This window comes from Actinokineospora alba (assembly GCF_004362515.1).
Classification (GTDB): domain Bacteria; phylum Actinomycetota; class Actinomycetes; order Mycobacteriales; family Pseudonocardiaceae; genus Actinokineospora; species Actinokineospora alba.
Genome location: NZ_SNXU01000001.1, coordinates 6,869,016 through 6,894,474, shown reverse-complemented (window position 1 = coordinate 6,894,474; position 25,459 = coordinate 6,869,016). Strand labels below are relative to the sequence as shown.

At 69.0% G+C, this 25,459-nt stretch carries 26 protein-coding genes; 19 read left to right on the top strand and 7 right to left on the bottom strand.

The genetic code is table 11. The features are described from left to right. The first annotated feature begins 24 nt into the window (after nucleotides 1–24). The 3 genes from C8E96_RS33620 (at nucleotide 25) to C8E96_RS31065 (ending at nucleotide 1,644) form a co-directional block, all read left to right on the top strand. Nucleotides 25–171, top strand: coding sequence for a hypothetical protein (locus tag C8E96_RS33620; protein ID WP_166658177.1), 147 nt, complete (start codon nucleotides 25–27; stop codon nucleotides 169–171). A gap of 42 nt (nucleotides 172–213) precedes the next feature. Next, entirely contained in the window at nucleotides 214–933 is a 720-nt protein-coding gene (locus C8E96_RS31070) for a hypothetical protein (RefSeq protein ID WP_091575014.1), read from the top strand. Between the two features lie 102 nt (nucleotides 934–1,035). Next, a complete protein-coding gene (locus C8E96_RS31065) occupies nucleotides 1,036–1,644 on the top strand; it encodes a malonic semialdehyde reductase (RefSeq protein ID WP_091381427.1) in 609 nt (202 codons plus the stop codon). Between the two features lie 51 nt (nucleotides 1,645–1,695). On the opposite strand, the gene C8E96_RS31060 is transcribed toward C8E96_RS31065, so the two are convergent. The 3 genes from C8E96_RS31060 to C8E96_RS31050 form a co-directional block, all read right to left on the bottom strand. After that, nucleotides 1,696–3,111, bottom strand: a complete 1,416-nt coding sequence (locus tag C8E96_RS31060; protein WP_166658284.1) for an LVIVD repeat-containing protein — start codon at nucleotides 3,109–3,111, stop codon at nucleotides 1,696–1,698. 101 nt (nucleotides 3,112–3,212) lie between these two features. After that, nucleotides 3,213–4,625: an LVIVD repeat-containing protein gene (locus C8E96_RS31055; protein ID WP_228770124.1), complete on the bottom strand. Its 1,413-nt coding sequence runs from the start codon at nucleotides 4,623–4,625 to the stop codon at nucleotides 3,213–3,215. A 158-nt stretch (nucleotides 4,626–4,783) separates the two neighbouring features. Further along, complete coding sequence (locus C8E96_RS31050; RefSeq protein WP_091380960.1) at nucleotides 4,784–6,184, bottom strand: LVIVD repeat-containing protein; 1,401 nt, start codon at nucleotides 6,182–6,184, stop codon at nucleotides 4,784–4,786. A 184-nt stretch (nucleotides 6,185–6,368) separates the two neighbouring features. Here C8E96_RS31050 and C8E96_RS31045 point away from each other — a divergent pair, with 184 nt between their 5' ends. The 3 genes from C8E96_RS31045 to C8E96_RS31035 all read left to right on the top strand — a co-directional run bounded on the left by C8E96_RS31045 (nucleotide 6,369) and on the right by C8E96_RS31035 (nucleotide 10,225). Then, nucleotides 6,369–7,004 carry a DUF305 domain-containing protein gene (locus tag C8E96_RS31045; protein WP_091380957.1) on the top strand — a complete coding sequence of 212 codons (636 nt, stop codon included), beginning with the start codon at nucleotides 6,369–6,371 and terminating at the stop codon, nucleotides 7,002–7,004. Between the two features lie 101 nt (nucleotides 7,005–7,105). Further along, entirely contained in the window at nucleotides 7,106–9,127 is a 2,022-nt protein-coding gene (gene thrS, locus C8E96_RS31040; protein WP_091380954.1) for a threonine--tRNA ligase, read from the top strand. Nucleotides 9,128–9,847: 720 nt separating this feature from the next. Beyond that, on the top strand, nucleotides 9,848–10,225 hold the full coding sequence (locus C8E96_RS31035) for a hypothetical protein (RefSeq protein ID WP_091380952.1): 378 nt from the start codon (nucleotides 9,848–9,850) through the stop codon (nucleotides 10,223–10,225). Here the strand turns inward: C8E96_RS31035 and C8E96_RS31030 are convergent. Beyond that, on the bottom strand, nucleotides 10,211–10,660 hold the full coding sequence (locus C8E96_RS31030) for a cupin domain-containing protein (protein ID WP_228770123.1): 450 nt from the start codon (nucleotides 10,658–10,660) through the stop codon (nucleotides 10,211–10,213). The genes C8E96_RS31035 and C8E96_RS31030 overlap by 15 nt on opposite strands. A gap of 77 nt (nucleotides 10,661–10,737) precedes the next feature. On the opposite strand from C8E96_RS31030, the gene C8E96_RS31025 reads away from it, so the two are divergent. Further along, complete coding sequence (locus tag C8E96_RS31025; RefSeq protein ID WP_091381419.1) at nucleotides 10,738–11,304, top strand: HIT family protein; 567 nt, start codon at nucleotides 10,738–10,740, stop codon at nucleotides 11,302–11,304. Here C8E96_RS31025 and C8E96_RS31020 read toward each other — a convergent pair. Further along, nucleotides 11,295–11,858 (bottom strand): YceI family protein, encoded by a 564-nt coding sequence (locus C8E96_RS31020; protein WP_091380946.1) that lies wholly within the window; start codon nucleotides 11,856–11,858, stop codon nucleotides 11,295–11,297. The genes C8E96_RS31025 and C8E96_RS31020 overlap by 10 nt on opposite strands. Nucleotides 11,859–11,977: 119 nt before the next feature. On the opposite strand from C8E96_RS31020, the gene C8E96_RS31015 reads away from it, so the two are divergent. The 5 genes from C8E96_RS31015 (at nucleotide 11,978) to C8E96_RS30995 (ending at nucleotide 16,298) form a co-directional block, all read left to right on the top strand. After that, on the top strand, nucleotides 11,978–12,472 hold the full coding sequence (locus tag C8E96_RS31015) for a MarR family winged helix-turn-helix transcriptional regulator (protein ID WP_091380943.1): 495 nt from the start codon (nucleotides 11,978–11,980) through the stop codon (nucleotides 12,470–12,472). A gap of 188 nt (nucleotides 12,473–12,660) precedes the next feature. Then, complete coding sequence (gene pgsA, locus C8E96_RS31010) at nucleotides 12,661–13,269, top strand: phosphatidylinositol phosphate synthase (RefSeq protein WP_091380939.1); 609 nt, start codon at nucleotides 12,661–12,663, stop codon at nucleotides 13,267–13,269. Next, a complete protein-coding gene (locus C8E96_RS31005; RefSeq protein WP_091380936.1) occupies nucleotides 13,266–14,177 on the top strand; it encodes a phosphatidylinositol mannoside acyltransferase in 912 nt (303 codons plus the stop codon). The genes pgsA and C8E96_RS31005 overlap by 4 nt, the downstream gene beginning before the upstream one ends. A gap of 25 nt (nucleotides 14,178–14,202) precedes the next feature. Next, on the top strand, nucleotides 14,203–15,327 hold the full coding sequence (locus C8E96_RS31000) for a glycosyltransferase family 4 protein (RefSeq protein WP_091380932.1): 1,125 nt from the start codon (nucleotides 14,203–14,205) through the stop codon (nucleotides 15,325–15,327). Further along, nucleotides 15,324–16,298 carry an NUDIX hydrolase gene (locus C8E96_RS30995; protein ID WP_091380929.1) on the top strand — a complete coding sequence of 325 codons (975 nt, stop codon included), beginning with the start codon at nucleotides 15,324–15,326 and terminating at the stop codon, nucleotides 16,296–16,298. Before C8E96_RS31000 ends, C8E96_RS30995 begins: the two co-directional genes overlap by 4 nt. Here the strand turns inward: C8E96_RS30995 and C8E96_RS30990 are convergent, their stop codons facing one another. After that, nucleotides 16,299–18,404, bottom strand: a complete 2,106-nt coding sequence (locus C8E96_RS30990; protein ID WP_091381417.1) for an elongation factor G-like protein EF-G2 — start codon at nucleotides 18,402–18,404, stop codon at nucleotides 16,299–16,301. It lies immediately after the preceding gene. Between the two features lie 224 nt (nucleotides 18,405–18,628). Here C8E96_RS30990 and pdxS point away from each other — a divergent pair, with 224 nt between their 5' ends. Further along, nucleotides 18,629–19,540 carry a pyridoxal 5'-phosphate synthase lyase subunit PdxS gene (pdxS, locus tag C8E96_RS30985; RefSeq protein WP_091380926.1) on the top strand — a complete coding sequence of 304 codons (912 nt, stop codon included), beginning with the start codon at nucleotides 18,629–18,631 and terminating at the stop codon, nucleotides 19,538–19,540. Nucleotides 19,541–19,577: 37 nt separating this feature from the next. Here pdxS and C8E96_RS30980 read toward each other — a convergent pair whose 3' ends face one another. Continuing rightward, a complete protein-coding gene (locus C8E96_RS30980; protein WP_091380923.1) occupies nucleotides 19,578–20,135 on the bottom strand; it encodes a helix-turn-helix domain-containing protein in 558 nt (185 codons plus the stop codon). Between the two features lie 72 nt (nucleotides 20,136–20,207). Between C8E96_RS30980 and C8E96_RS30975 the strand changes: the two genes are divergently transcribed. From C8E96_RS30975 to C8E96_RS30950, 6 genes are all read left to right on the top strand, one after another. Then, on the top strand, nucleotides 20,208–20,894 hold the full coding sequence (locus C8E96_RS30975; protein WP_091380920.1) for an AzlC family ABC transporter permease: 687 nt from the start codon (nucleotides 20,208–20,210) through the stop codon (nucleotides 20,892–20,894). A 369-nt stretch (nucleotides 20,895–21,263) separates the two neighbouring features. Then, a complete protein-coding gene (locus tag C8E96_RS30970; protein ID WP_091380917.1) occupies nucleotides 21,264–21,572 on the top strand; it encodes an AzlD domain-containing protein in 309 nt (102 codons plus the stop codon). Nucleotides 21,573–21,608: 36 nt separating this feature from the next. Beyond that, nucleotides 21,609–22,229: a pyridoxal 5'-phosphate synthase glutaminase subunit PdxT gene (gene pdxT / locus C8E96_RS30965; protein WP_091380914.1), complete on the top strand. Its 621-nt coding sequence runs from the start codon at nucleotides 21,609–21,611 to the stop codon at nucleotides 22,227–22,229. Nucleotides 22,230–22,239: 10 nt separating this feature from the next. Next, entirely contained in the window at nucleotides 22,240–22,992 is a 753-nt protein-coding gene (locus C8E96_RS30960) for a YebC/PmpR family DNA-binding transcriptional regulator (RefSeq protein ID WP_091380909.1), read from the top strand. Nucleotides 22,993–23,079: 87 nt separating this feature from the next. After that, nucleotides 23,080–23,592: a DUF4262 domain-containing protein gene (locus C8E96_RS30955; RefSeq protein WP_091380906.1), complete on the top strand. Its 513-nt coding sequence runs from the start codon at nucleotides 23,080–23,082 to the stop codon at nucleotides 23,590–23,592. A gap of 90 nt (nucleotides 23,593–23,682) precedes the next feature. Next, nucleotides 23,683–25,434: a metallophosphoesterase family protein gene (locus C8E96_RS30950; RefSeq protein WP_091380903.1), complete on the top strand. Its 1,752-nt coding sequence runs from the start codon at nucleotides 23,683–23,685 to the stop codon at nucleotides 25,432–25,434. The last annotated feature ends 25 nt before the right edge of the window (nucleotides 25,435–25,459 follow it).

Below are 25,459 nucleotides of genomic sequence, written 5' to 3'. Positions count from 1 at the left end.
CGGACGAGTTGATCGCGGTTCCCCGTGTCACGGTGCCCGTGGCGATCAGGGAGTTGGACGAGCGGATCGCTGAGCCGCGACTGGGCGTCCCAAGTGGACGTGCTCGCGCTCGCCGAAGAGGTTGAGGCCCTGCGCGCCGAAGTGGACCGGCTGCACGCCCACGGCGGCTGATCATCCCGAGCGCGCCGGCGTGCGCGGCTTTACGCTGCGCGGATGCGGATCAAAAGCGCCGTCACGCTTGTCGGAGTGGACGACTCCATCGCGGAGGTCGTGCCGCTGCTGGTGAAGCGGTGGCAGGAGTTGGTGTTCGACGACGACGGTGTCGTGCTGGTCGACGGGCGGCGGCGGGAGGGGTTGGCGCTGGTGGCGGGCGAGCACGCCCGCGCGGGCGCCCGCTACGAAGTCGTCACCGCGGGGGAGCGGCCTGGTCACTACGTCGCCGAGGTGGTCGCCGACAGCCCGACCGAGGTGCGGGTGCGAGTGGACCGGGCGGGTGACGTGCCGATCGAGGTCACCGTGGCCAAAGGCGCCTCGAAGGTCGACGCGACGTTCGACGGGAGCGTCGAGGGCCTCGCGGGCACCGTGCGGGGGACGGCCGCGCTCGACCTTGACCGGCTCCAGGAGGACGCGCCCCAGCTGGTCGGTTCGATCGAGCACGACCGGGTTGTCGGCGTCGTCAAAGCCTGGGTCCGGCCCGGCTGGACGGTCGACGTCGAAGCCGACGTGCGGGGCAAGGGCCTGCTCAGGCCGGTCGTGGCGCCCATGCTGTGGCTGCGGGGCAAGCGCGTCCTGACCAAGATCCTGGAGAAGCGGGCGGCGGAGATCCGGGCGCTGTCCGAGCGCCTGGGCAGTCCGCTGGACCCGGTGGTGGTCGCGGACAAGATCGCGGACGACTTCCTCGCCGACGTGGTTCCTTACAAACTCCGCACGTAGGGAGTGGCGCGGCTCACGAGATAGTCAAGCTCTCAACTGGAATAGTCAAGCTCTCAATCAAGTTGGCCATCAGTGAACCGCCCGCCCGACCAAGGGGACCTGATGACCGCCACCCTGAACGCCACCCTCGCCCTCCCGCAGGACGCCCAGGACTTGCTGTTCCGTGAGGCCCGCACCGCGAACACCTTCTCCGCCGAGCCGGTGGCCGACGAACAGGTCCGCGCGATCTACGACCTGGTCAAGTGGGCGCCCACCGCGATGAACGGCCAGCCCCTGCGCGTGCTGCTGGTCCGCTCCGACGAGGCCCGCGAGCGCCTGCTGCCGCTGCTCGCGGAGGCCAACCGCGCCAAGACCGCGGCCGCGCCGCTCGTCGCGATCCTGGCCGCCGACGTGGACTTCCACGAGCACCTGCCCACCCTCTTCCCGCACCTGCCGGGGGCCAAGGACTACTACGCCGACGAGACCCACCGGACCGACAACGCGAGGTTCAACGCCGCCCTGCAGGTCGGCTACTTCGTGCTCGGGGTGCGCGCCGCCGGGCTGGCCGCCGGTCCGATGGCGGGCTTCGACGCCGCCGGTGTCGACCGCGAGTTCTTCCCCGACGGCCGCAAGCGCTCGCTGGTCGTGGTCAACATCGGCAACCCCGGTGCGGACGCCGCGTTCCCGCGCGGCCCGCGCCTGGAGTACGACCAGGTCGTGGAAACCGTCTGAGCCAACGAAAAGGGCCCGCGGGTGACCGCGGGCCCTTCGTCGTGCAGCTGATTACCTGCCGTAGCCGTACTGCGTCTGGACGTTCAGCTCAGTCCACTTGTGACCGCGCGCCACGTTCGTCGCGGGGTCGTTGATCTCGATGACGTCGAAACCCTTGCCGATGTCCGAGGCGTAGATGTAGCCGTTGTAGTAGTACGACGACCAGACACCACCACCGGTGTTCGGGTCGGCGGCCGGGCCACGCTCGAAGAAGCCGATCTGCTTCGGCGCCCGCGAGTCGGTGAAGTCGAACACCTGCACGCCGCCCATGTACCAGGCCTGGACCATGATGTCCTTGCCCGGGACGGGGATCAGCGAGCCGTTGTGCGCGACGCAGTTCTCCTCGTCCGTCTGGTGACGGTCGATCTTGAAGAAGCTGCGGAACTCGAGCTTGCGCTCGTCGCCGCGGCCGGTGATGTCGTAGATGCCGTTGGCACCGCGGGTCGGGCCGATCTTGGCGTTGCACGTCGCCGCGCCGCCGCCACCGAGCTCGTCGGTGAAGACGACCTTGGTGCCGTCGTTGTTGAACGTCGCCGAGTGCCAGAACGCGAAGTGGTCGTCGTCGCGCACGGTGTTGAACACCCGCGGCTTCTCCCGGTCGGAGATGTCCATCAGCACGCCTTCACCCATGCACGCGCCCGCGGCCAGGTTCTTGGCCGGGAAGACGGTGATGTCGTGGCAGCCGCTGGTCGGCACCACGTAGCCGGTCTCGACCGTGCCGGGCTTGCCCGGGCTGCCGCCGTTCGGGAACAGCACCGGGGTGGCCACGATCGCCGCGGCCGACGGGTTCTTGATCGGCACCTTGATGATCGTGATCTTGTCGTGCGGCGGCTTGCACTTGGCCAGCGCCGCCGACGGGCCGTAGGACGACACGTAGAGGTAGACGTCCTTGCCGCGCTTGTCCGGCACCAGCGTGTGCGTGTGCGATCCGCAGTCGGTCGCGACAGCCGCGACGTACTTCGGGTTCGCCTTGTCGCTGATGTCGAAGATCTTCATGCCCTCCCAGTACTTCTCGGGGTCGCTCTGGGAGGCGGAGTTGCACGAGTCGTCGGTGCGCCGGGAGTCGGTGGAGAGGAACACGAGGTTCCCGCTCACCGAGATGTCGTTCTGCGCGCCGGGGCAGAGCACCTGGCTGGTGATCGTCGGCTTCTTCGGGTTCTTGATGTCGTAGATCGTGAACCCGAGGTAGTTGCCCACAATGGCGTGGTCGCCGCTGAAGGCCAGGTCCGTGCCGACCGAACTCGGCCCGGAGAGCGGGCCGGTGGGCGGGACGTTGACCAGGTGCGAGACGTTCGCGCTGGTGACGATCTCGTCGTCGGCCGGGAAGTCCTGAGCGGCGGCGGACGGACCGCCCACCACCGACAGGCCTGCCGCGGCCACTCCGAGCAGCGCGAGCGCGGCCCGGCGAGACCTCTTGCTGAAGTGAATTGACTTCACTCTTTTCCCTTCATTCCCTGCAGGTCTGTACCACGCAGTATCTCGGGGCGGTGTGATCTTCGCCATCCGCGATCCCGAGAACGGTGGCTCGGTCAGTTGTTGCCGTGACGCAGCGAGTACTGGGTCTGCGCGTTGAACACCTTCTGGTGAACCGACTTCGCCTCATCGGTCAGCGGGTCGTTGATCTGCAGCACGTCAAGGCCCTGCTGACCGTCGTTCGAGTAGATGTAGCCGTTGTAGTAGTAAGCCGACCACGTGCCCGACGGGCCGATTCGCGACGGCAGCGGGTCGAAGTGCCCGATCTCGCGCGGGTTCGCCGAGTCGGTGAAGTCCCAGATCGAGACGCCGCCCTTGTACCAGGACTGGACCATGATGTCCTTGCCCGCCACCGGGATCAGCGACCCGTTGTGCGCCACGCAGATCTCGCTGTCGTGCCGCGGGATCTTGAAGTAGCTCTTGAAGACGAGGTCGGTGCCGACGATGTCGTAGATGCCGTCCGCGCCGCGAACCTGGCCGATCTCCGGCTTGCAGGTCGCCGCGCCGCCGCCGCCGAGCTCGTCGGTGAAGATGACCTTGGTGCCGTCGTTGTTGAACGTCGCCGAGTGCCAGAACGCGAAGTTCGCGTTGTCCTGGATCTGCTCGATCACCTTGGGGGCCGCGCGGTCGGAGATGTCGAACAGCACGCCGTCACCCATGCAGGCGCCCGCGGCGAGGTCCTTCTCGGGGAAGGCGGTGATGTCGTGGCAACCGCTGGTCTCACGGACGTGGTGGTCCGGGAAGCTTCCGGGGATGCCCGAGTTGCCACCGTTCGGGAAGACGACCGGGGCGGAGCTGACCGTCGCCGCGGTCGGGTTCGCCAGCGGCACCTTGATGATCGAGATCTTGTCGTGCGGCGGCTTGCATCGCGCGATGGAGGTCGACGGGCCGTAGGACGACACGTACAGGTAGACGTCCGTGCCCGCCTTGTCCGGCACCATCGTGTGCGTGTGCGACCCGCAGTCGGTCTCGACCGACTTCACGTACTTCGGGTTGGCCTTGTCGCTGATGTCGAAGATCCGCACGCCCTCCCAGTACTTCTCCGGGTCGGTCGCGGCGGTGGACTTGCAGGAGTCGTCGCTGCGGCGCGCGTCGACGGAGTAGAACAGCAGATCGCCCGCGACGCTGACGTCGCCCTGCGAGCCGGGGCAGAGCACCTGGCTGACGATCTTGGGCTTCTTCGGGTGCTTGATGTCGTAGATGGTGAAGCCGTTGTAGTTGCCGCCGATGGCGTAGTCGCCGGTGAACGCGAGGTCCGAGGACCGGGCGCCGCCGCCGAGCAGTGGCGCGGTGGCGGGCACGTTGGCCACCTGGCGCACGTTGGGGCTGGTGACGAAGTTGGGCTCGCCGAGGTCGGCGTTCTGCGCCGCCGCGGCGGTGGCTCCCCACAGGGAGAGTGAGATAGTGGTGGCGCCGATGATCGCGGCTGTTACGTATCGGGATCTTGAACTATGGCGTGTCGCCCTCACGCTGTTCCCCTCATTCGTAGGATGACTTATCCGCGCAGTGTCTCCCGTGGATCTACTTCCAAACAGTGATTATTTTTCCCAGTTGCCGTTTAGCCGGGAATACTCTGGCGTAGGAAAAGGGCCCCGCCGGAGTCCGGAAGGGCCCTTCCCGTCGAACGTCAGCCGCTGTAGGTGCCCTGCGTCTGCACGTTGAGCTCGGTGAACCGCACGCTCTTCGCGCCGTCGGTCGCCGGGTCGCTGATGTCGAGCACGTCGAGGCCCTTGACCAGGTCGGACGAGTAGATGTTGCCGTTGTAGTAGTACGCCGACCAGGTTCCGCCGGAGCCGCCGTTGGGCAGCGGGCCGCGCTCCCAGAAGCCGATCTCGCGCGGGTTGGCCGAGTCGGTGAAGTCCCACACCGACACGCCGCCCTGGTACCAGGACTGGACCATGATGTCCTTGCCCTCGACCGGGATCAGCGAGCCGTTGTGCGCGACGCAGTTCTCCGTGTTGGTCTGGAAGCGCGGGATCTTGAAGTAGCTGCGGAACACCAGGTCACGGGTGTCGCCCGCGCCGCTGATGTCGTAGACGCCGTCGGCGCCCCGGGTCGGGCCGGTCTTCTTGTTGCAGGTCGCCGCGCCGCCGCCGCCGAGCTCGTCGGTGAAGATCACCTTGGTGCCCGCGTTGTTGAACGTCGCCGAGTGCCAGAACGCGAAGTTCGCGTCGTCCCGGACCCGGTCGATGACCCGCGGGTTGAGGCGGTCGGCGATGTCGAGCAGCACGCCGTCACCCATGCACGCGCCCGCTGCGAGGTCCTTCGACGGGTACGCGGTGATGTCGTGGCAGCCCGTGGTGGCCGAGGTGCGGCTCGAGCCCGGGTTGCCGCCGTCCGGGAACAGGACCGGGGTCGCCACGACGGACGCGGTCGCGGGCGCCGCGAGCGGCACTTTCACGATCGAGATCTTGTCGTGCGGCGGCTGGCAGTCCGCCAGCGTCGTCGACGGGCTGTAAGACGAGACGTAGAGGTAGACGTCCGTGCCCGCCTTGTCCGGGACAAGAGTGTGCGTGTGCGACCCGCAGGCGGTCTTGACGCTCTTGAGGTAGCGGGGGTTCGCCTTGTCGGCGATGTCGAAGATCTTGATCCCCTCCCAGTAGGTGGTGCCACTGGAGGAGGACCCGGAGTTGCAGGAGTCGTCGGTGCGCCGCGAGTCGGTGGACAGGAAGAGCAGGTTCCCGTGCACCGAGACGTCGTTCTGCGCGCCCGGGCAAAGGACCTGGCTGGCGATCCTCGGCGCGCTCGGGGTGGTGATGTCGTAGATGGTGAAGCCCAGGTAGTTGCCCTGGATGGCGTAGTTGCCGGTGAACGCCAGGTCGGTGCCGGTCGAACTCGCGCCCGACAGGGGCGCGGTGGGCGGGACGTTCGCCAGTTGCTTCATGTTCGGGCTGCTGACGATCTGGTCGACGCCCGGGCCGGGCGGTGGCGGCGCCGCCAGTGCGGTGGAGGTGCCGACGGTGAGGACGGCGGCGACGGCGACGCCCGCCGCGGCCGCGCAAGCCAGACGGCGTTTGGAGTGGGTCACAGGAAGATCCCCTCGCTGCAGGAAGTGGGTCACGACATTATTTGACCGGTGTTCTCTCAGGCAGAAGCCTTTCCTGACCGGCGTTTTTCCCAGTCGAGGAGTGAATGGCAACAGATCTCGTAGTACCTTGCGGACGTTGTGCTGCTGGACAGGAGAGGGCGTGCTCTGAATGTGGTTTCGGCGGATGGCTGGCGGAGTCGTGGTGCTGGGTGCGGTGCTTGGGCTGACCGCGTGCAGTGGTGACGAGCCCCAGGGTGCGAAGCCGACCGCGCCGGTGCTCCAGCCGGGTAAGCCGGGGGAGTCGAACCAGACGCTGTCTCCTGAGGAAGCGGGCAGCGCGCGCCCGGGCACCCCGCCGAACGACGCGGACGTGACCTACGTGCGGGACATGATCGTGCACCACCGGCAGGCCATCCAGATGGCCGTGCTCGTCCCGGACCGCGGCGCGGACGAGCAGGTCAAGGGGCTCGCGTCGCGTATCGCCGACGCGCAGGGCCCGGAGATCGAGATGATGGACGGCTGGCTGAAGACGCACAACAAGCCGCCCGTGCCGCCCGCGGGCCACGGCGACCACAACGCCCACGAAGGCATGCCGGGCATGGCCACGCCGGAGCAGATGGACCAGCTCAAGGCGGCCAAGGGCGCCGAGTTCGACAAGCTGTTCCTGCGGCTGATGATCGCCCACCACCAGGGCGCGCTCGCCATGGCCGACACCGTGCGGACCAAGGGCACTGAGGTGCGGGTGCAGGAAATGGCCGACGACGTGACCGCCACCCAGTCCGCCGAGATCCGCCGCATGCAGGAGATGCTCGGGGCCTAGCCGGCCAGTTATCCACAGGCAGGGCAAACCGGGGAGCGCGGCGTCCGGGTGGCTCGATAACATCACTCCTCGTCAGCTTTGTTCTGAACCGAGGAGTCACCGTGTCCGAGCAGCCCGTAGCCGTCGCACCCGCCACGAGCGTGGTGGTGCAGGCGGGCACTACCGCGGGCGCTGCCGTGCGCGAAGCCGGTCTCCCCGGCAAGGGTCCCGACGCGATCGTCGTCGTGCGCGACTCCGCCGGTCAGCTCCGCGACCTGTCGTGGATCCCGGAGGCCGACGCCACGGTCGAGCCGGTCGCCGCGAACAGCGACGACGGCCGCGCGGTCGTCCGCCACTCCTGCGCGCACGTGCTCGCGCAGGCGGTGCAGCAGCAGTTCCCCGAGGCCAAGCTCGGCATCGGCCCGCCGGTCCGCGACGGCTTCTACTACGACTTCTCGGTGGACAAGCCGTTCACCCCGGAGGACCTGCAGGCGCTGGAGAAGCGCATGAAGGCGATCATCAAGGGCTCGCAGCGGTTCTCCCGCCGTGTGGTGGAGTCGGTCGAAGCGGCGAAGCAGGAGCTGGCGGCCGAGCCGTTCAAGCTGGAGCTGGTCGACCTCAAGTCCGATGTGGACACGGACGAGGTGATGGAGGTCGGCGGCGGCGAGCTGACGATCTACGACAACCTCGACCCGCGCAGCGGCGAGCAGGTCTGGGGCGACCTGTGCCGCGGTCCGCACGTGCCCACGACCAAGCACATCCCGGCGTTCAAGCTGATGCGGGTGGCGGCGGCGTACTGGCGCGGCAACGAGAAGAACCCGCAGCTGCAGCGCATCTACGGCACGGCGTGGGAGTCGCAGGAGGCGCTCGACGCGCATCTGGAGCGCATCGCCGAGGCTGAGCGGCGTGACCACCGCAAGCTCGGCGTGGAGCTGGACCTGTTCAGCTTCCCGGACGAACTGGGCTCGGGCCTGGCGGTGTTCCACCCCAAGGGCGGCATCATCCGCCGCGAACTGGAGACCTACGCGCGCCGCAGGCACGAGGAGTCCGGCTACGAGTTCGTGAACACCCCGCACATCAGCAAGAGCGGGCTGTTCCACACCTCGGGCCACCTGCCGTACTACGCGGACACGATGTTCCCGCCCATCCAGTTCGAGGGCGAGGACTACTACCTCAAGGCCATGAACTGCCCGATGCACAACCTGATCTTCAGGTCGCGCGGGCGGTCCTACCGCGAGCTGCCGCTGCGGCTCTTCGAGTTCGGCACGGTCTACCGGTACGAGAAGTCCGGCGTGGTCCACGGCCTCACCCGGGTCCGCGGCCTGACGATGGACGACTCGCACATCTACTGCACCAAGGAGCAGATGCCCGGCGAGCTCCGGTCACTGCTGAAGTTCGTCCTCGACCTGCTCGCCGACTACGGCCTGAGCGACTTCTACCTGGAACTGTCCACCCGGGACGACTCGCCGAAGTTCATCGGCGACCCAGCGGAATGGGAAGAGGCCACCGAGACGCTGCGCCAGGCCGCTGTCGACTCCGGCCTCGACCTCGTCCCCGACCCGGGCGGCGCCGCTTACTACGGTCCGAAGATCTCGGTGCAGGCCAAGGACGCCATCGGCCGGAGTTGGCAGATGTCGACCATCCAGCTCGACTTCAACCAGCCCCGCCGCTTCGAACTGGAATACACCGCCCCGGACGGCTCACGCCAGCAGCCGATCATGATTCACCGGGCGCTGTTCGGTTCCATCGAACGCTTCTTCGGCGTCCTGACCGAGCACTACGCGGGCGCCTTCCCGGCGTGGCTGGCCCCAGTCCAGGCCGTCGGCATCCCGATCGCCGAGGACCACGTGGAGCACTTGCAACAGGTAGCCAAGGCCCTGCGCGCCAAGGGCATCCGGGTGGACGTGGACACATCGGACGACCGAATGCAGAAGAAGATCCGCACCCACACCCTGCAGAAGGTCCCCTTCCTGCTGGTGGCAGGCGCGAAGGACGTCGAGTCCGGCTCGGTGTCGTTCCGCTTCCGCGATGGGTCGCAGGTCAACGGAATCCCCGTGGACCGCGCGGTGGAGGCAGTCCACGAATGGATCGAACGCCGGGACAACACGTCACCCTCGGCGGAGACCTTCAAGGTCGCCGAATAGGGACCAATAGCGAGTGAGAGAAGCGGGCCGTTTCCAAGGAACGGCCCGCTTCTCTCATTCACCCAGGATCCGGGGCCTGCTCGGGCACAAGCTCACCGCCCGCGAGGGTGAGGGGCGGATCCCGGCGGTCTGTTCGGGTGCAGGCCGACCGCCCACGAAACTCAACGGGCTAACGCCGCGGCTTGTTTGGGCGCAGGCTCACCGCCCGCGAGGGTGAGGGGCGGATCCCGGCGGTCTGTTCGGGTGCAGGCCGACCGCCCACGAAACTCAACGGGCTAACGCCGCGGCTTGTTTGGGCGCAGGCTCACCGCCCGCGAGGGTGAGGGGCGGATCCCGGCGGTCTGTTCGGGTGCAGGCCACCCGTCCATGAAACCCGGCGGGCTAACGCCACGGTTTGTTTGGCGCAGGCCCACCCGTCCATGAAACCGGCGGGCCAACGCCACGGCTTGTTTCGGTCGCAAAGCCCCCGCCCCCGAATCGCAACGGGCCAACGCGACGGCCTGTTTGGGTGGAGTGGTTTCTTTGGGGGAGAAGAAAGACCCCTAAACTTGCCGTGGTCGTGGGCCGAAGGCTCCCCACCCGCTTTTCCACGACAGGGGTCTTTCTTCGTAGGGGCCCCAAAGAAACCACTCCACCCAAACAGGCACCCCCACGGCAAGCAGACCACCCAAACGGGTCGCTCAAAACGCCGAAACCACCAACAATCGATACCATCGCCCCATGGATCACGAGCGACCGAAGTGCCTCGACCAGGCCTACGCCGTCTGGCTCACCCTAGGCATCTCGCTCCTGCTCTTCGTCCTGATCACCATCATCCTCAACACCAACCCCGTCCCCAGCCACGGCGTGGTCTTCTTCGTCGGCATAGTGATCGTCCTCTGCGCGGGCAATCTCCGAAAAGGCTGGCGCGGCCCAAGAATCGTGCTGGCCCTCATCGCCGCCCTCCTCCTCTACCTCGCCGCGAGCACCTTCGTCGGAACAGGCCCGGGAATCGAGCTCATAGCGATCACCATCGTCGCCGCAGCCGCGATCGTGGGAACGGTCCTCATGTTCCGCTCCGAAGCCAACGCCTACATTCGGGCACTAGCGAGTCGCTGACTCGGTCGCGAACCGCGCCCGCAATCGCGCAAGGGTGTCGGCGTCGGGGGACGTACCAGCCCGGACCAGTTCGTCGATCAGCCGGAAGTAGTCCTCATACCCGGCGGGCGTGAAAGTCACGATGCACCGTGCGACCTCAGACGTGTCGTTGCGGAAGCCGTGGGCGGCGCCTCGGGGGACCGACACCACGCCACCGGCGGCGACCACGCGGGCGTCGGTCGCGGTGTCGAAGGTGATCGCGCCCGAGGTGACCATGAAGTCCTCCTCGTGCCCGTGGTGCACATGCGGGGCAGCGCCGAGCGCGCCTGGCGGGAGGATCTGTTCGACGACCGCCAGCCTGCCGCCGGTGTCGGCACCGGAGAGCAGGACGCGGTACTCGCCGCTGACCGCGCGCAGGCGCTCGACGTCGGCGGGGGATTTGATCAGCAAGGTCACCCGCCCGACCCTATGCAGCCGCCCGGGTCGCGACCATGGCCAATCCGGGAGAACTGGCCGCCACTAGGATCGTGGACATGGCCGCTGCCGTTGGCTCCGGAGAGCCCGAGCTCGTCGCCCAGAACGGGGTGGGGGTGCCGGACGCGCTCCAACGGCTGTGGACGCCGCACCGGATGGCCTACATCCGCGGCGAGAACAAGCCCGAGCACGACGAGGAGGACGGCTGCCCGTTCTGCGGGCTGGTCGACCTCGACGACGCCGACGCGCTGATCATCGCGCGCGGTGAGCTGGTCTACGCGGTGCTGAACCTCTACCCGTACAACCCCGGCCACCTCATGGTCGTCCCGTACCGGCACGTCGCCGACTACACGGAGCTGACCGCGCCCGAGACCGTCGAACTGGGCGAGTTCACCCAGCGGGCCATGCGGGTCGCGCGGCGGGTGGCGGCGCCGCACGGGTTCAACATCGGGATGAACCAGGGGGTGGTCGCGGGCGCGGGTATCGCCGCTCACCTGCATCAACACCTGGTGCCGCGCTGGGGCGGCGACGCCAACTTCATGCCGGTCGTCGGTCACACCAAGGTGTTGCCGCAGCTGCTCGGCGAAACCCGCGCTCTGCTCGCTGAGGCCTGGGCTCAGCCCTGACGCAGCACGGCCTCGATCTCGAGGTGGATGTCGATCTTGTCGGCGACCACGGCGAGACCGTTCTGCACGCCCTCGAAGTTCACCCCGAAGTCCTTGCGGTTGATCGACGCGTCGCCGGACAGGCCGATGCGGGTGCCGCCCCACGGGTCGGGGGAGAAGCCGTTGAGCTCGAAGGTCACCGGCACGGTCTTCGTGACGCCCTTGAGGGACAGCTCGCCGTCGAGGACGAACTTGTCGCCCGCCGGGCGGACGCCGGTCGCCTTGTAGGTCATCTCCGGGTAGGTCTCGGTCTCGAAGAAGTCGGCCGACTTCAGGTGCCCGTCACGCTGCTCGCTGTTGGTGTTGATGCTGTTCAGGCCGATGACGACGTCGACGCCCGCGGTGGCCAGGTCGTCGGTGGTGACGATGGTGCCGGTCACGTCGTCGAAGCGGCCGCGGACCTTGGTGATGACCAGGTGGCGCACGGTGAAGGCGACATCGGAGTGCGACGCGTCGATGTCCCAGGTGCCCGCGATGAAACCGGGGATCTCGGTGAGGCTGGCGGTGGTGGTCATGCGGATCGTCTCCTGAGTTCGTTGAGCAAGCAACAGTTGAACTTTGAGTAGTTGAACTCTCAATCGCAGACCCTACACGAGAACCGTTGAGGGTTCAACTATGAGGTAGGATGTGAGACATGACGGACGACACGCGCTGGCTGGACGACGGTGAACAGGAGGTTTGGCGCGCCTTCATCACCATGAGCGGCGCACTCAACGATCAGCTGGACCGCCAACTCCAGCGCGACTCCGACATGCCGTACACGTACTACGAGATCCTCGTGGTCCTGTCCCACGCGCCCGACCGGTCGATGCGGATGAGCGAACTCGCGGGCCTGCGCGGCTCGTCACGCAGCAGGCTGTCGCACGCGGTCGCCCGGCTGGAGCACGCGGGTTGGGTGCGCAGGCAGGAATGCCCGACCGACAAGCGCGGCTCCCTCGCCGTCCTCACCGACGACGGCTTCGCCGCCCTGGCCGCCGCCGCCCCCGGCCACGTCACGGCCGTCCGCGAGAAACTCTTCGACCGCCTGACCCCGGAACAGGTAAAGGTCTTGGGCGAGATCAGCAAGGCTGTCCTGGAAGGCTTGGACCCAGACAAACAACTCCCAGGCTGCCGAGAAACCGACTGCTAGACGCGTGCGCTGAAACTCACCAAGCGCACCCAACAGTCACCTAAGGGGACCGTGACGCAAGTCCACCACGGTTACCCACCCACCCGCACCATCAGCTGGTACTCAACCCCAAGTCAAAATTCCGGGGAGGCGGACAAGTAGGCTGCCTGGGCCACGTCGTCCTTCTGTTAGGTGCAACCGACGCCCTCATGCTGAACATCTTCGCTCGCGCCTCGGTTTCGCGCGTCACCGATCCCATCGGCGGGTGGCTGCTCCGGATCGGTCTCACCCCCGACGCCGTCACCCTCATCGGCACGGCGGGCGCGGTGGCCGCCTCGCTCTGGCTGTTCTCGACCGGGCACCTGGTCGCGGGTGCCCTCGTCGTCACCGTGTTCGTCCTCTTCGACCTTTTCGACGGCGCGATGGCCAGGGCGCAGGGCGGTGGTACCCGGTTCGGGACCGTGCTCGACGCGACCTGCGACCGGATCGCCGACGGCGCCCTGTTCAGCGCGATCGCCTGGTACGCCTTCTCCGGCGGTGACCGTTCCTCAGCCGCGGCCGCGTTGATCTGCCTGGTGTCCGGCCAGGTCATCTCCTACGTGAAGGCCCGCGCCGAGGCGACCGGGCTCAGTGCCGACGGCGGGTTCGTCGAGCGCGCCGAGCGGCTGATCATCACCCTGCTCGGGGCCCTTCTCGCGGGTCTCGGCGTCCCGTACGCGCTGCCCGTCGCACTGTGGCTGCTGGCCGTGGGGTCCGTCGCGACGGTCACCCAGCGGCTGCTCGCGGTGCGCCGCGCGGCCAAGGAGGAGAGCGCATGAGTTTCGGCCACCGCCTCGCGGACTGGGGCTATGCCGCGGGATGGCGGCTGGTCCGCGTCCTGCCCGAGGGGGTCGCGCGCGGGCTGTTCCGCTTCGGCGCCGACCTCGCCGCCCGCCGCGAGGGGCCGGGCACCCGGCAGCTGCGGGCCAACCTGGCCAGGGTCGTGCCGCAGGCAGGCCCGTCGGAGCTCGATGAACTGGTCCGCCAGGCGCTGCGCTCGTACGCGCGGTACTGGATGGAGGCGTTCCGGCTGCCGTCGATGGACCACACCGAGGTCCACCGCGTGATCGACGCTGACATGACCGGCCGGGAGAACCTCGACGCCGCCCTCGCCGAGGGCAACGGCGTGATCCTGGCGCTGCCGCACTCGGGCAACTGGGACGCGGCGGGCGTGTGGCTCGTCGGCAGGCACGGCAAGTTCGCTACGGTCGCCGAACGGCTCAAGCCCGAGTCGCTCTACAACCGGTTCGTCGCGTTCCGCGAGTCGCTCGGCTTCGAGATCCTCGCCGCGTCCGGCGGCGACCGGGCGCCGTCGGAGGTGCTCGCGGAACGCTTGCGCGCCAACGGGATCGTCTGCCTGCTCGCCGACCGCGACCTGACCCCGTCCGGTGTCCCGGTGACCTTCTTCGGCGAGCGGACCCGGATGCCGGCGGGCCCGGCGTACCTGGCCGCCAAGACCGGGGCGGCGCTGATCCCGGCGGGCCTGTGGTTCACCGAGGACGGCTGGGGGCTGCGGCTGCACCCGCCGATCCGGGTCAGCGGCGCCGACGGCGTCCAAGCCGCCACGCAGGCCCTCGCCGACGTTTTGGCCGCCGATATCGCCGCGCATCCCGCAGACTGGCACATGCTGCAGAAACTGTGGGTCGCCGACCTCTCGGCCACCCGCCAGGAAGCGCTGCGCGAATAGATCCACACCTGGTGAGGACCGTCAGTTGAGAATCGGGATTGTCTGCCCGTACTCCTTCGAGGTACCCGGAGGAGTGCAGGCCCACGTCGTGGACCTGGCCAGGGCGCTGCGTGGCCTCGGCCACGAGGTCGACGTGCTGGCCCCCGCCGACGAGGACACGCCGCTGCCCGAGTTCGTCCGGCCCGCGGGCCGCGCGGTCGGCATCCCGTACAACGGCTCGGTGGCCCGGCTGTCGTTCGGCCCGGTGTCCTACGCCCGGGTCCGCCGCTGGATCCGCGACCACGACTTCGACGTCCTGCACCTGCACGAGCCGACCGCGCCGAGCCTGGCGATGCTGGCGCTGATGATCGCCGACGGCCCGATCGTGGCGACCTTCCACACTTCGACCCCGCGCTCGCGCACGCTCAGCGCGTTCCAAGGGGTGCTCCAGCCGTTCCTGGAGAAGATCACCGCGCGCATCGCCGTGTCGGCCCTGGCCCGGCGGGTGCAGGTGGAGCACCTCGGCGGCGACGCGGTGGAGATCCCCAACGGCGTCGACGTCGCCTTCTTCCGCGACGCCGAGCCGCTCGACGGGTACCCGCGCGCGGGCGGCACGATCGGCTTCGTCGGCCGCTACACCGAGCCGCGCAAGGGCATGCCGGTGCTGCTCGATGCCATGCGGCACTTGGATTTGCCGGACGTGCGGCTGCTCGTGGTGGGGCGCGGCGACGAGGATGAACTGCGCCGGATGGCCGGTCCGGAGCTGGCGGGCAGGCTCGACCTGCTCGGCCAGGTCGACGACAAGACCAAGGCCCGCGCGCTGCGCAGCGTCGACGTGTACTGCGCGCCGAACACCGGTGGCGAGAGCTTCGGCATCATCCTCACCGAGGCGATGTCCGCCGAGACGGCCGTGGTCGCCAGCGACCTCGACGCCTTCCGCCGCGTCCTCGACGACGGCCGGGCCGGGGTGCTCACCGCCGTCAACGACCCCGTGTCCCTGGCCGACGGCCTCCGCTCGGTCCTGACCGACCCGTCGCGGCGGGCGTCGCTGGTGGCCGAGGGGGAGCGGCGGGTGGCCGCGTTCGACTGGTCGGTCGTGGCGAACCAGGTCCTGCGGGTCTATGAGCAGGCTGTCGCGGCGAACCCACGGCAGGTCGGCGAGGTGTCATGACCGGCTGGGAACTCACCACGCTGGTCGTGGTGCTGTCGCTGGTCGTCGTCATCGGCGTCTGGTTCGTCGGCACCGCCAACCGCCTGGACCGGCTGCACGTGCGCACCGACGCGGCCTGGGCTGCCCTCGACGCCGCCCTCGCGCGCAGAGCGGTGGTCGCCCGCGCGGTGTCCGGCGTCGTCGACCACGACCTCGGCGACCGCCTGCGGGTGGTGGCCGAACGCGCCGAACGGGCCGCCCGCGCCGACCGTGAGACCGCCGAGAACGAACTCACCAGGGTCCTCGCCGAAGTCGACCGTCCCGCCTTGGCCCTGGCCCTGGCCGCCGAACTGATCGACGCCGAACACCGCATGGTCATCGCCCGCCGCGTCCACGGCGACGCCGTCCGGGACACCCTGACCCAACGCAGACGGCGAGTCGTGCGGTGGTTCAAGCTCGCGGGCACCGCACCGGAGCCCGGTTACCTGGAGATCGCCGAACCGACCCTCGACGAGTTCCCCAGGCCGCGCCCGTCAGCGCGGGTGATCCTGCTGGACGACCAGGACCGGGTGCTGCTGTTCCACGGGCACGACCCCGACCGCGCCGAGGACAAGTTCTGGTTCACCGCGGGCGGCGGCGTCGAGCCGGGGGAGGACCTGCGCACGGCGGCGGCCCGGGAGCTGTTCGAGGAGACCGGGGTCAAGCTCGAACCGGACGTCCTGGAAGGCCCGCTGTGGCGCAGGCGGGTGGCGTTCAGCTTCGAGGGCCGCAACTACGACGGCGAGGAATGGTTCTTCCTCGCGCGGCTGCCTGAAGACGCGAAGATCGACACCGTCGGATTCACCGACCTCGAGGCCCGCACCATCGGCGAACACCGCTGGTGGTCCACAACGGACCTCAAGGCGACCGGGGAAACCGTGTACCCGGTCCAGCTGGCCGAACTCCTCCCGACGGCGACGACCTGGGACGGCACGCTCCGCGCGGTCCGCTGATCAGGCGAACTGCGCCGTCAGCGACTCCGGCACCGGGTCGAACCGCGCGAATCCCCGGCTGAACGAGGCCGAGCCGGACGTCATCGACCGCAGCTCGATCAGGTACCGGGGCAGAGCGGCGGCAGGCACCTCGGAATGGATCACCGTGTACCCGTCGCTGTCCGACTCCGTGCCCAGGACCCGGCCGCGCCGCGACGACAGGTCGCCGAGCACGGTGCCCAGGTGCTCGTCCGGCAACCGGATCTCCACCGTGTCCACCGGCTCCAGCAGCGAGATCCGCCCGTTCGACGCGGCGTCCTTCAACGCCAGCGACCCGGCCATCTGGAAAGCCGCATCCGAGGAGTCCACGCTGTGCGCCTTGCCGTCGACCAGCGTCACCCGGATGTCCACCATCGGATGCCCTTGCACGCCACGGGCCAGCTGAGCCCGCACGCCCTTCTCCACCGACGAGATGAACTGGTGCGGCACCGCCCCACCCACCACCTTGTCCACGAACTCGAACCCTGACCCCGTGGGCAGCGGCTCGACCTCGATGTCGCACACGGCGTACTGCCCGTGCCCGCCGGACTGCTTCACATGCCGCCCGTGTCCCCGCGAAGGCCCGGCGAACGTCTCCCGCAGCGACACCTTCACCGGCTCGGTCTCCACGTCCGCGCCGCCCGCGCGCAGCCGGGCCAGGACGACGTCCGCGTGTGCCTCGCCCATGCACCACAGCACCAGCTGGTGGGTCTCCGGGTTGCGGTCCATCCGCAGCGTCGGATCACCGGCGACCAACCTGGACAGGTTGCGCGCCAAGGCATCCTCGTCGCTGCGGGTCTTCGCGATCACCGCCACCGGCAGCAGCGGTTCCGGCATCTGCCATGGCCGCATCAGGATCGGGTCCTCCGGCGCCGACACCGTGTCGCCGGTCTCCGCCGAGCCGACCTTCGTCAGCGCGCACAGGTCGCCCGCGACGCAGTAGGGGACTTCGCGGAGGCCCGCGCCGAGCGGTGAGTAGATGTGGGCGACGCGTTCATCGACGTCGTGGTCGTCGTGGCCGCGGTCGGCGAGGCCGTGCCCGGACACGTGAATCTGGCGCTCGGGGCGCAGCGTGCCGGAGAAGACCCGCACCAGCGACACCCGGCCGACGTAGGAGTCGACGGCCGTGCGGACGACCTCGGCGGCCAGCGGGCCGTTCGGGTCGGCGGTCAGGGGAGCGTGCGGCTTGCCATGCGGGTCGGTGACCATCGGCACCGGGTGCTCGAGCGGCGACGGGAACGCCCTGGTCAGAGCCTCAAGCAGGGGTTGGATACCGACGCCGGTATAGGCGCAGAACGGGATCACCGGATGAAACGAGCCGCGGGCGACGGCGGTCTCCAAGTCGGCGATGATCGTGTCGGTGTCGATCGGCTCGCCCGCGAGGTAGCGGTCCATCAGGGACTCGTCCTCGCTCTCGGCGATGATCCCTTCGAGCAGCGCGTCGCGGGCGTCGGCGACCTGTTCGAGCTCGGCCTGGGTGGCGTCGCGGACCGCGGGCGGGTGGCCGTCGAACACCCGCTGGGTGATCAGCCCGACCAGGCCGTCGTCGCCGGTGGGCAAATACAGCGGCAGGACATTGGGGCCGAACGCGGCCTGACACAGCGCCAACTCGCCGTCGAAGTCCGCCCGCGGGTGGTCGAGGCGCGCGATCACGACAGCGCGCGGCATGCCGACGGCGGCGCACTCGGCCCACAGCGTGGTGGTGGCCGCGTCCACACCCTCGGCCGCGCACACCACGAACAGGGCGGCGTCGGCGGCGCGCAGACCGGCGCGCAGCTCACCGACGAAGTCGGCGTATCCCGGGGTGTCGATCAGGTTGACCTTGATGCCCTCGTGCAGGAACGGCGCCACCGCCAGGCCCACCGAGCGCTGCTGGCGCACCGCGGCCGGGTCGTGGTCGCACACCGTCGTCCCCTCGGTGACCGAGCCCGCGCGCGGCAGCACGCCGGTCGCGGTCAGCAGCGCCTCGGTCAGTGTCGTCTTGCCCGAGCCGGATGGACCGACGAGGACGATGTTGCGCACCTTGGCCGGGTCGTCCGCCGCGACACCTGACTCGGCTTGGCCGTTCTCGGAGTGCTTGCTTCCCATGTCGCCCACCTCCCACTCGTCGGGGAGCCGCCGGGGCTCCCGATCGGCACTTTGTGTTCGATCTCACACCTGTTCTCCGGTCGGGACAACCCCATGTGGCCACTGGCCAGCCATGCGGGCGAAAGTGGCCTTTCGAGATCGCCTGGGATTGGCATGTGGGAGCGGGCCACATCGGACGTAGTCTGGGTAAAGCACCAGCTCCGACGTTCGAAAGGCCCCACATCGTGTCCGACGCACAGACCACCACTCCCGTCGCCGAGACCGGCACCACCCGCGTGAAGCGCGGTATGGCCGAGATGCTCAAGGGCGGCGTGATCATGGACGTGGTCGACGCCAAGCAGGCCAAGATCGCCGAGGACGCGGGCGCCGTGGCCGTCATGGCGCTCGAGCGCGTCCCGGCCGACATCCGCGCGCAGGGCGGCGTGGCCCGGATGAGCGACCCCGACCTGATCGACGGCATCATCGAGGCCGTCTCGATCCCGGTCATGGCCAAGGCCCGCATCGGCCACTTCGTCGAGGCCCGCGTGCTGCAGTCGCTCGGTGTCGACTACATCGACGAGTCCGAGGTGCTCACCCCGGCCGACTACGCCAACCACATCGACAAGTGGCAGTTCACCGTGCCCTTCGTCTGTGGCGCGACCAACCTGGGCGAGGCCCTGCGCCGCATCACCGAGGGCGCGGCGATGATCCGCTCCAAGGGCGAGGCGGGCACCGGCGACGTCTCCAACGCCACCACCCACATGCGCAAGATCCTCGGCGAGATCCGCCGCCTGCAGAACCTGGCCGAGGACGAGCTCTACGTCGCGGCCAAGGAACTGCAGGCGCCGTACGAGCTGGTCCGCGAGGTCGCCCAGGCGGGCAAGCTGCCGGTCGTGCTGTTCACCGCGGGCGGCATCGCCACCCCGGCCGACGCCGCGATGATGATGCAGCTCGGCGCCGAGGGCGTGTTCGTCGGCTCCGGCATCTTCAAGTCCGGCAACCCGGCCCAGCGCGCCGAGGCCATCGTGAAGGCCACCACCTTCCACGACGACCCCGACGTGATCGCCAAGGTCTCCCGCGGTCTGGGCGAGGCCATGGTCGGCATCAACGTCGAGGAAGTTCCGGAGCCGCACCGCCTGGCCCAGCGCGGCTGGTGATCTCCGTCGGCGGGTGGCCCGGAGATCGGGCCACCCGTCACACGTGCTCGGAGACCATGCAGGCCGTCGTGCCCGCTTCGAGGGCTTCGAACACATGCGGAAGATCACCCGGATAGGCGATGTAGTCCCCGGGTCCGATGTCGATCGGCTCGTCGGTCAGGCCGACCAGGGCCCGGCCCGAGGCGATCACGACGTGCTCGATGACGCCCGGCATGTGCGGGTCGGACTCGCGCTTGCCGCCCGGTTCGGCGGTGATCAGGTAGATGTCGCGCCGCGCGTGCGGGGGACAGGACGCCAGCAGCGTCGCCGTGTAGTCCGCACGCTCGGAGTAGACAATCGGCCCTTCGCCCGCCCGGATCACCTGGACCTTCGGCTTGGGCGGCTCGACCAGCCTGCTGAACGGGACGTCGAGCGCCACGCCGAGTGCCCACAGGGTCTCGACGCTGGGGTTGCCCGCACCCGCTTCGAGCTGCGACAGCGTGGACTTGGCGATGCCCGCGCGTTTGGCCAGCTCCGACAGGGACAGGCCGATCCGCTCCCGCTCCCGCCGCAGCGAGTAGGCGATGACCTCCAACGGCGCGCCGCGCTGCTCCATCTCTCTCCGTTCGGTGTGACGGTCGTCGTGTTCGCCTTGACGAACACGTCGCGTATGTTCAGGATAAGACACATGCGTTCGATATGGCGAACACTCGATGCCGAGCTGTGGCGCGGCGTGCTGGCGATCGCCCTGGCGGCGGCGGTCAACGGCGCGTCCTTCGGTGCCATCTCGGTCGCCGCGGGGACGCCGGTGTGGGTGCCCGTGGCGATGTCGGTCCTGATCTTCGCCGGTGGTTCGCAGTACCTCGCGGTCGGCGTGGTCGCGTCGGGTGGGGGTCCACTCGCGGCGGTCCTCGGCGGTCTCATCCTCAACGCCCGCCATCTGCCGTTCGGCCTGGCGGTCGGCGACCTCATCGGTCGGAGTTGGCCCGCGCGGATCGTGGGGAGCCACCTGCTGGTCGACGAGTCGGTGGCGTTCGCGTTGGCCCAGTCCGACGCCCGCCGCGCTCGGGCGGCCTACTGGGCCTGCAGTGGCACGCTGTTCATCGCCTGGAACGCGGGCGTGCTCGGCGGTGCGCTCGCCGGTCAGCTCGTCAGCGACCCCGGCGTGCTCGGCCTCGACGCGGTGTTCCCCGCGGTGATGCTCGCGCTGGTCCTGCCCGCGCTCAAGGACAGCGGCACGCTGCGGCCCGCGCTGCTCGGCGCGGCGATCGCCCTGGCCACCACACCGTTCCTGCCCGCCGGTGTGCCGGTCCTGCTGTCGCTGCTCGGCCTGCTCGCGGTGCCGCGACGGAAGAAAGTGGAGGTGCCCGCATGACCGCCGCGCCGCTTCGCCTCACCGCACCCCCAGCGACTCGCGAGTCGCCCCTTCCCGCAACCGAGTCGCCCCTTCTCGCAACCGAGTTCCCCCTTCCGGCAACCGAGTCGCCCCTTCCGGCAACCGAGTTCCCCCTTCCGGTAGGCGAGTTGCCCCTTCCGGCAGCCGAGTTCTCCCGTCCGGCAACCGAGTTCTCCCGTCCGGCAACCGAGTTCGCTGGTCCGGCAGAGGGCGGCGGTGTTCGGGTGATCGCTGGGCGGACTGGCCCGGCCGCCGTGCCGTCTTCCATCGCCGCGGGAGCAAGCGGAGTCACCGCGTCGACTGCTGTGCCGCGCCCGCTGTCCCGTCTCGACAAGGTCAGGTGACGGTATGACGCTGATCCCGATTCTCGTGCTCGCCCTGGGCACCTTCGCGTTCCGCTTCGGCGGCGTCATGCTGCGCGAGCGGGTCACCATGCCCGAGCACCTCCGCGAGTTGCTCTCCACCTCGGCGATCGTTCTGCTCGTCGCCCTGGTCGCGACCTCGTCGCTGGCCAAGGGGCCGTCCTTCGCGGGCTGGGCACTGCCCGCGGGGGTCCTGGTGGGTGGCGTGCTCGCCTGGCGCAAAGCGCCGTTCGTCGTCGTCGTGGCCGCCGCGGCCGCGACCGCCGCGCTGCTCCGGCTCGCCGGAGTGGCGTGAGACTAAGCTGGAAAACCACACGTGGGAGAGGGTTCGATGTCCGTTGACCGTCCGCTGATCGGTGTCCTCGCGCTGCAGGGCGACGTTCGGGAACACACCGCCGCCCTGACCGAGGGCGGCGCCCGGGTGATCTCTGTGCGCAGGCAGTCGGAGTTGGCCGAGGTCGACGGTCTCGTGCTGCCCGGTGGGGAGTCCACCACGATCTCCCGCCTGCTGGAGACCTTCGAACTCCTCGAGCCGCTGCGCGTCCGCATCGCGGAGGGCATGCCGACCTACGGCTCGTGCGCCGGGATGATCCTGCTCGCCGAGAAGGTCCTCGACGGCCGACCCGACCAGCACCAGCTCGGCGGGCTCGACATGATCGTGCGCCGCAACGCCTTCGGCAGGCAGGTCGACTCCTTCGAGGAGGACCTCGACGTCGCCGGGATCGACGGCGGACCGATGCACGCCGTGTTCATCCGGGCGCCTTGGGTGGAGTCCGCGTCGCCCGCCGTCGAGGTGTTGGCTACGGTTCCGGATACGCCTGCCGCCGGTGCCGCCGCCGGTAGGATCGTCGCCGTTCGGCAGGGCGATGTGCTGGCCACCGCGTTCCACCCGGAACTGGGCGGCGACCACCGTGTGCACCGCCTGTTCGTGGACATCGTTCGGAAATCATGACGGAGGAGAGATGAGCGGCCACTCCAAGTGGGCGACAACCAAGCACAAGAAGGCCGCCCTCGACGCCAAGCGTGGCAAGCTCTTCGCGAAGCTGATCAAGAACATCGAGGTCGCCGCCCGCACCGGCGGGGGTGACCCGGACGGCAACCCCACGCTGTTCGACGCGATCCAGAAGGCGAAGAAGAACTCGGTCCCGCAGGACAACATCGAACGCGCCCGCAAGCGCGGCGGTGGCGAGGAGGCGGGCGGCGCCGACTGGCAGACGATCATGTACGAGGGCTACGGCCCCAACGGCGTGGCCGTGCTGATCGAGTGCCTCACCGACAACCGCAACCGCGCCGCGGGCGAGGTGCGCATCGCGATGACCCGCAACGGCGGCTCGATGGCCGACCCGGGTTCCGTGGCGTACATGTTCAACCGCAAGGGCGTCGTCGTCCTGCCGAAGAACGGCCTGTCCGAGGACGACGTCCTCATGGCGGTCCTCGACGCGGGCGCCGAAGAGGTCAACGACCTCGGCGAGAGCTACGAGATCATCTCCGAGGCCACCGACCTCGTCGCCGTGCGCAAGGCGCTGCAGGAAGCGGGCTACGACTACGAATCGGCGGACGCGAGCTTCGTCCCGTCGGTGACGGTCGAGTTGGAGGCCGAGGGCGCCCGCAAGATCTTCAAACTGATCGACGCGCTCGAAGACTCCGACGACGTACAGAACGTGTATGCCAACTTTGATGTCTCGGACGATGTCATGGCAGAGGTCGACGCCTGAGTGGCAAGCTGAACTGAACGGCCCGGGCGGGTTCGCTGCCCGGGCCGCTTTGTTTCCCGAGTCGATCCCCACCGACGAGGAGTGCGCATGGCCCTGGACGGCGCCACCGCCGAAGACAACAACCTGCGCGAGTGGCTGCTGCGCACGGCGGACGAGGACGGCCACGCCGTCATCGAGATCGAAGGCGACGAGAACGGCGCCCCCTACGCCTTCTCGGTGGGCGCCTGGCGCCGCTTCGGCGCGCCGGAGGCGGTCGTCATCGGCCTGCCGGTGGACATGGCCCAACCCCTGATCGACCTCTACGTCCGCCGCGCCGCCTCGGGTGAACGGTTCTTCCCCGGCCTGCCGTACCTCGACTTCTTCGACGGCGTGCCGGTGGTCGTCGAACGTGTCCACCGCATGTACTACCCGGAATTCCTGGGCAGCGCGTTCCTGCTGTACCCCTCCGGCGAATTCCCGGCGCTGCAACTCATCGTCGCCACCCCCAAGGGCCACTGGCCGTGGAGCCCCGACGCCCCCGCCGGATTCGCCCAGTGGCAACCGGTCCTCACCGAGAGCGGTCGCCCCGAAAGCTGGCGCCCGGGCATCGACGGTCCCTGACAGGCCGATAGGCCATTCGCCGAACATTGACCGAACGGCCGTCACCCGATAGTGATCACCTCGCTAGGCTTCCCGCACGAGAGGAGGCCCATGACCCCACCACCGCGCTCCCGTCCCCGCCCCCGAACCTTCGCCGAGACCGAACTCGGCTTCAAACCGCAGCCCGCGGTCCGCTGGCTCGCCCCCAAGGTCCTGATCAGCACCGGCATCCAGTCCGTGATCGCGACGATCTTCGGCTCCTACGCCGACAAGCGCGAACTCCAGGGCAGCCTCCCCGCGACCGTCCACCGCTACGACGACGATGACGAGCTCTGGATCGACTTCGTCGCCGACGTCGGTGACGGTTTCGACGCCACCTACTCCGTGGCCACCCTGCTGGCCGCCGAGAAGCTCGACATCGACGGGCACGAGCTGCCCCGCGGCCGGTTGCTGATCATGGGCGGCGACCAGGTCTACCCCTCCGCGTCGACCCGCAACTACGAGGACCGCACCAAGGGCGTCTACCGCGCCGCCTTCCCCGCGCTCAACGGCGACGCCCCCACCCTCTTCGCCCTGCCGGGCAACCACGACTGGTACGACGGCCTCACCTCCTTCCTCCGCGTCTTCGCCCAGAAACGCAACTTCGGCGGGTGGGATACCGAGCAGACCCGGTCGTACTTCGCCATCGAGCTGCCGCACCGCTGGTGGCTCTTCGCCATCGACACCCAGTTCGACGACTACATCGACGCACCGCAGCTGGAGTACTTCCGCCGGGCGTCGGCCGAGCTGCGCCCCGGCGACGGGGTCATCCTCTGCACCTCTGCTCCCGCCTGGGTCGACGCCGGGTCCGGCGGCCACACCAAGAGCTACGACACCTTCGAGTTCTTCGACCGCGAGATCGTCCGCTCACAGGGCGCGTCGGTGCGGGTCATGCTCTCCGGCGACAGGCACCACTACGTCCGCTACGCCGAGCACGGCGGCGACCGGCAGCGGATCACCTGTGGGCTCGGCGGCGCCTACCTCGCCGCCACCCATGAGCTGCCCCAGAAACTGGTCCTGCCGCCGCCGACCTCACGCGTGCGTGAGCCGTCGGTGCCCGCCGACTACGAGCTGGCCGAGCGCTACCCGGACCGCTGGACATCGGAGCGGTTCGCCGCCGGGATCTTCCGGCTTCCCTGGCGTAACCCAGGTTTCTGGGCCATGACTGGGATCTTCCAGACCATCATGACCCTGGCTGTCCTCTATGGACTCGTGCAGACCCTGGGCAGCCACGGCCCGGAGGGCTTCTTCGGTCTCGTCGCGAGCTGGACCCCGGCGATCCTGGTCGGCTTCGGCCTCGTCCTCGGCGCGCTGGCGTTCGCCAGAATCGAGGACCCCAAACGGGGGTGGCCCGCGACGATCGCGGGTGTCCTGCACGCGACGGGGCACGTGCTGCTCAGCATCGCGTGGGCGTTCGTCGTCATCTGGCTCTACAGCTCGGTCCTGCCCGACGGCCTGGTCGGCGACTGGGCGACGCTGGTGATCGTCACGGTCGGCACCCCGCTGCTCGTCGGCTTCGTCGACGCCGAGCTGGTCGCCGTGTACCTGATGATCGCCAGCCGCTTCGGGATCAACCTCAACGAGGTCATGGCGGGCCAGAGCATCGAGGACTACAAGGGATTCCTGCGCCTGCGGATCGACGACCAGGGCGGCCTGACGATCTTCCCGGTCAAACTCGAGACCACCTGCCGCGCCTGGGCCACCGACCCGGACGCCGAACGGCACCTCCCGTGGCTCAAGCCGGAATGCGACCCGCTGCGCCCGGAGTTGATCGAAGAGCCGATCACCGTGGCCCGCGTGTCGACCGTGGACGCCCGCCCCTGACGGCCTACGCTCTCGAACGAGTGTT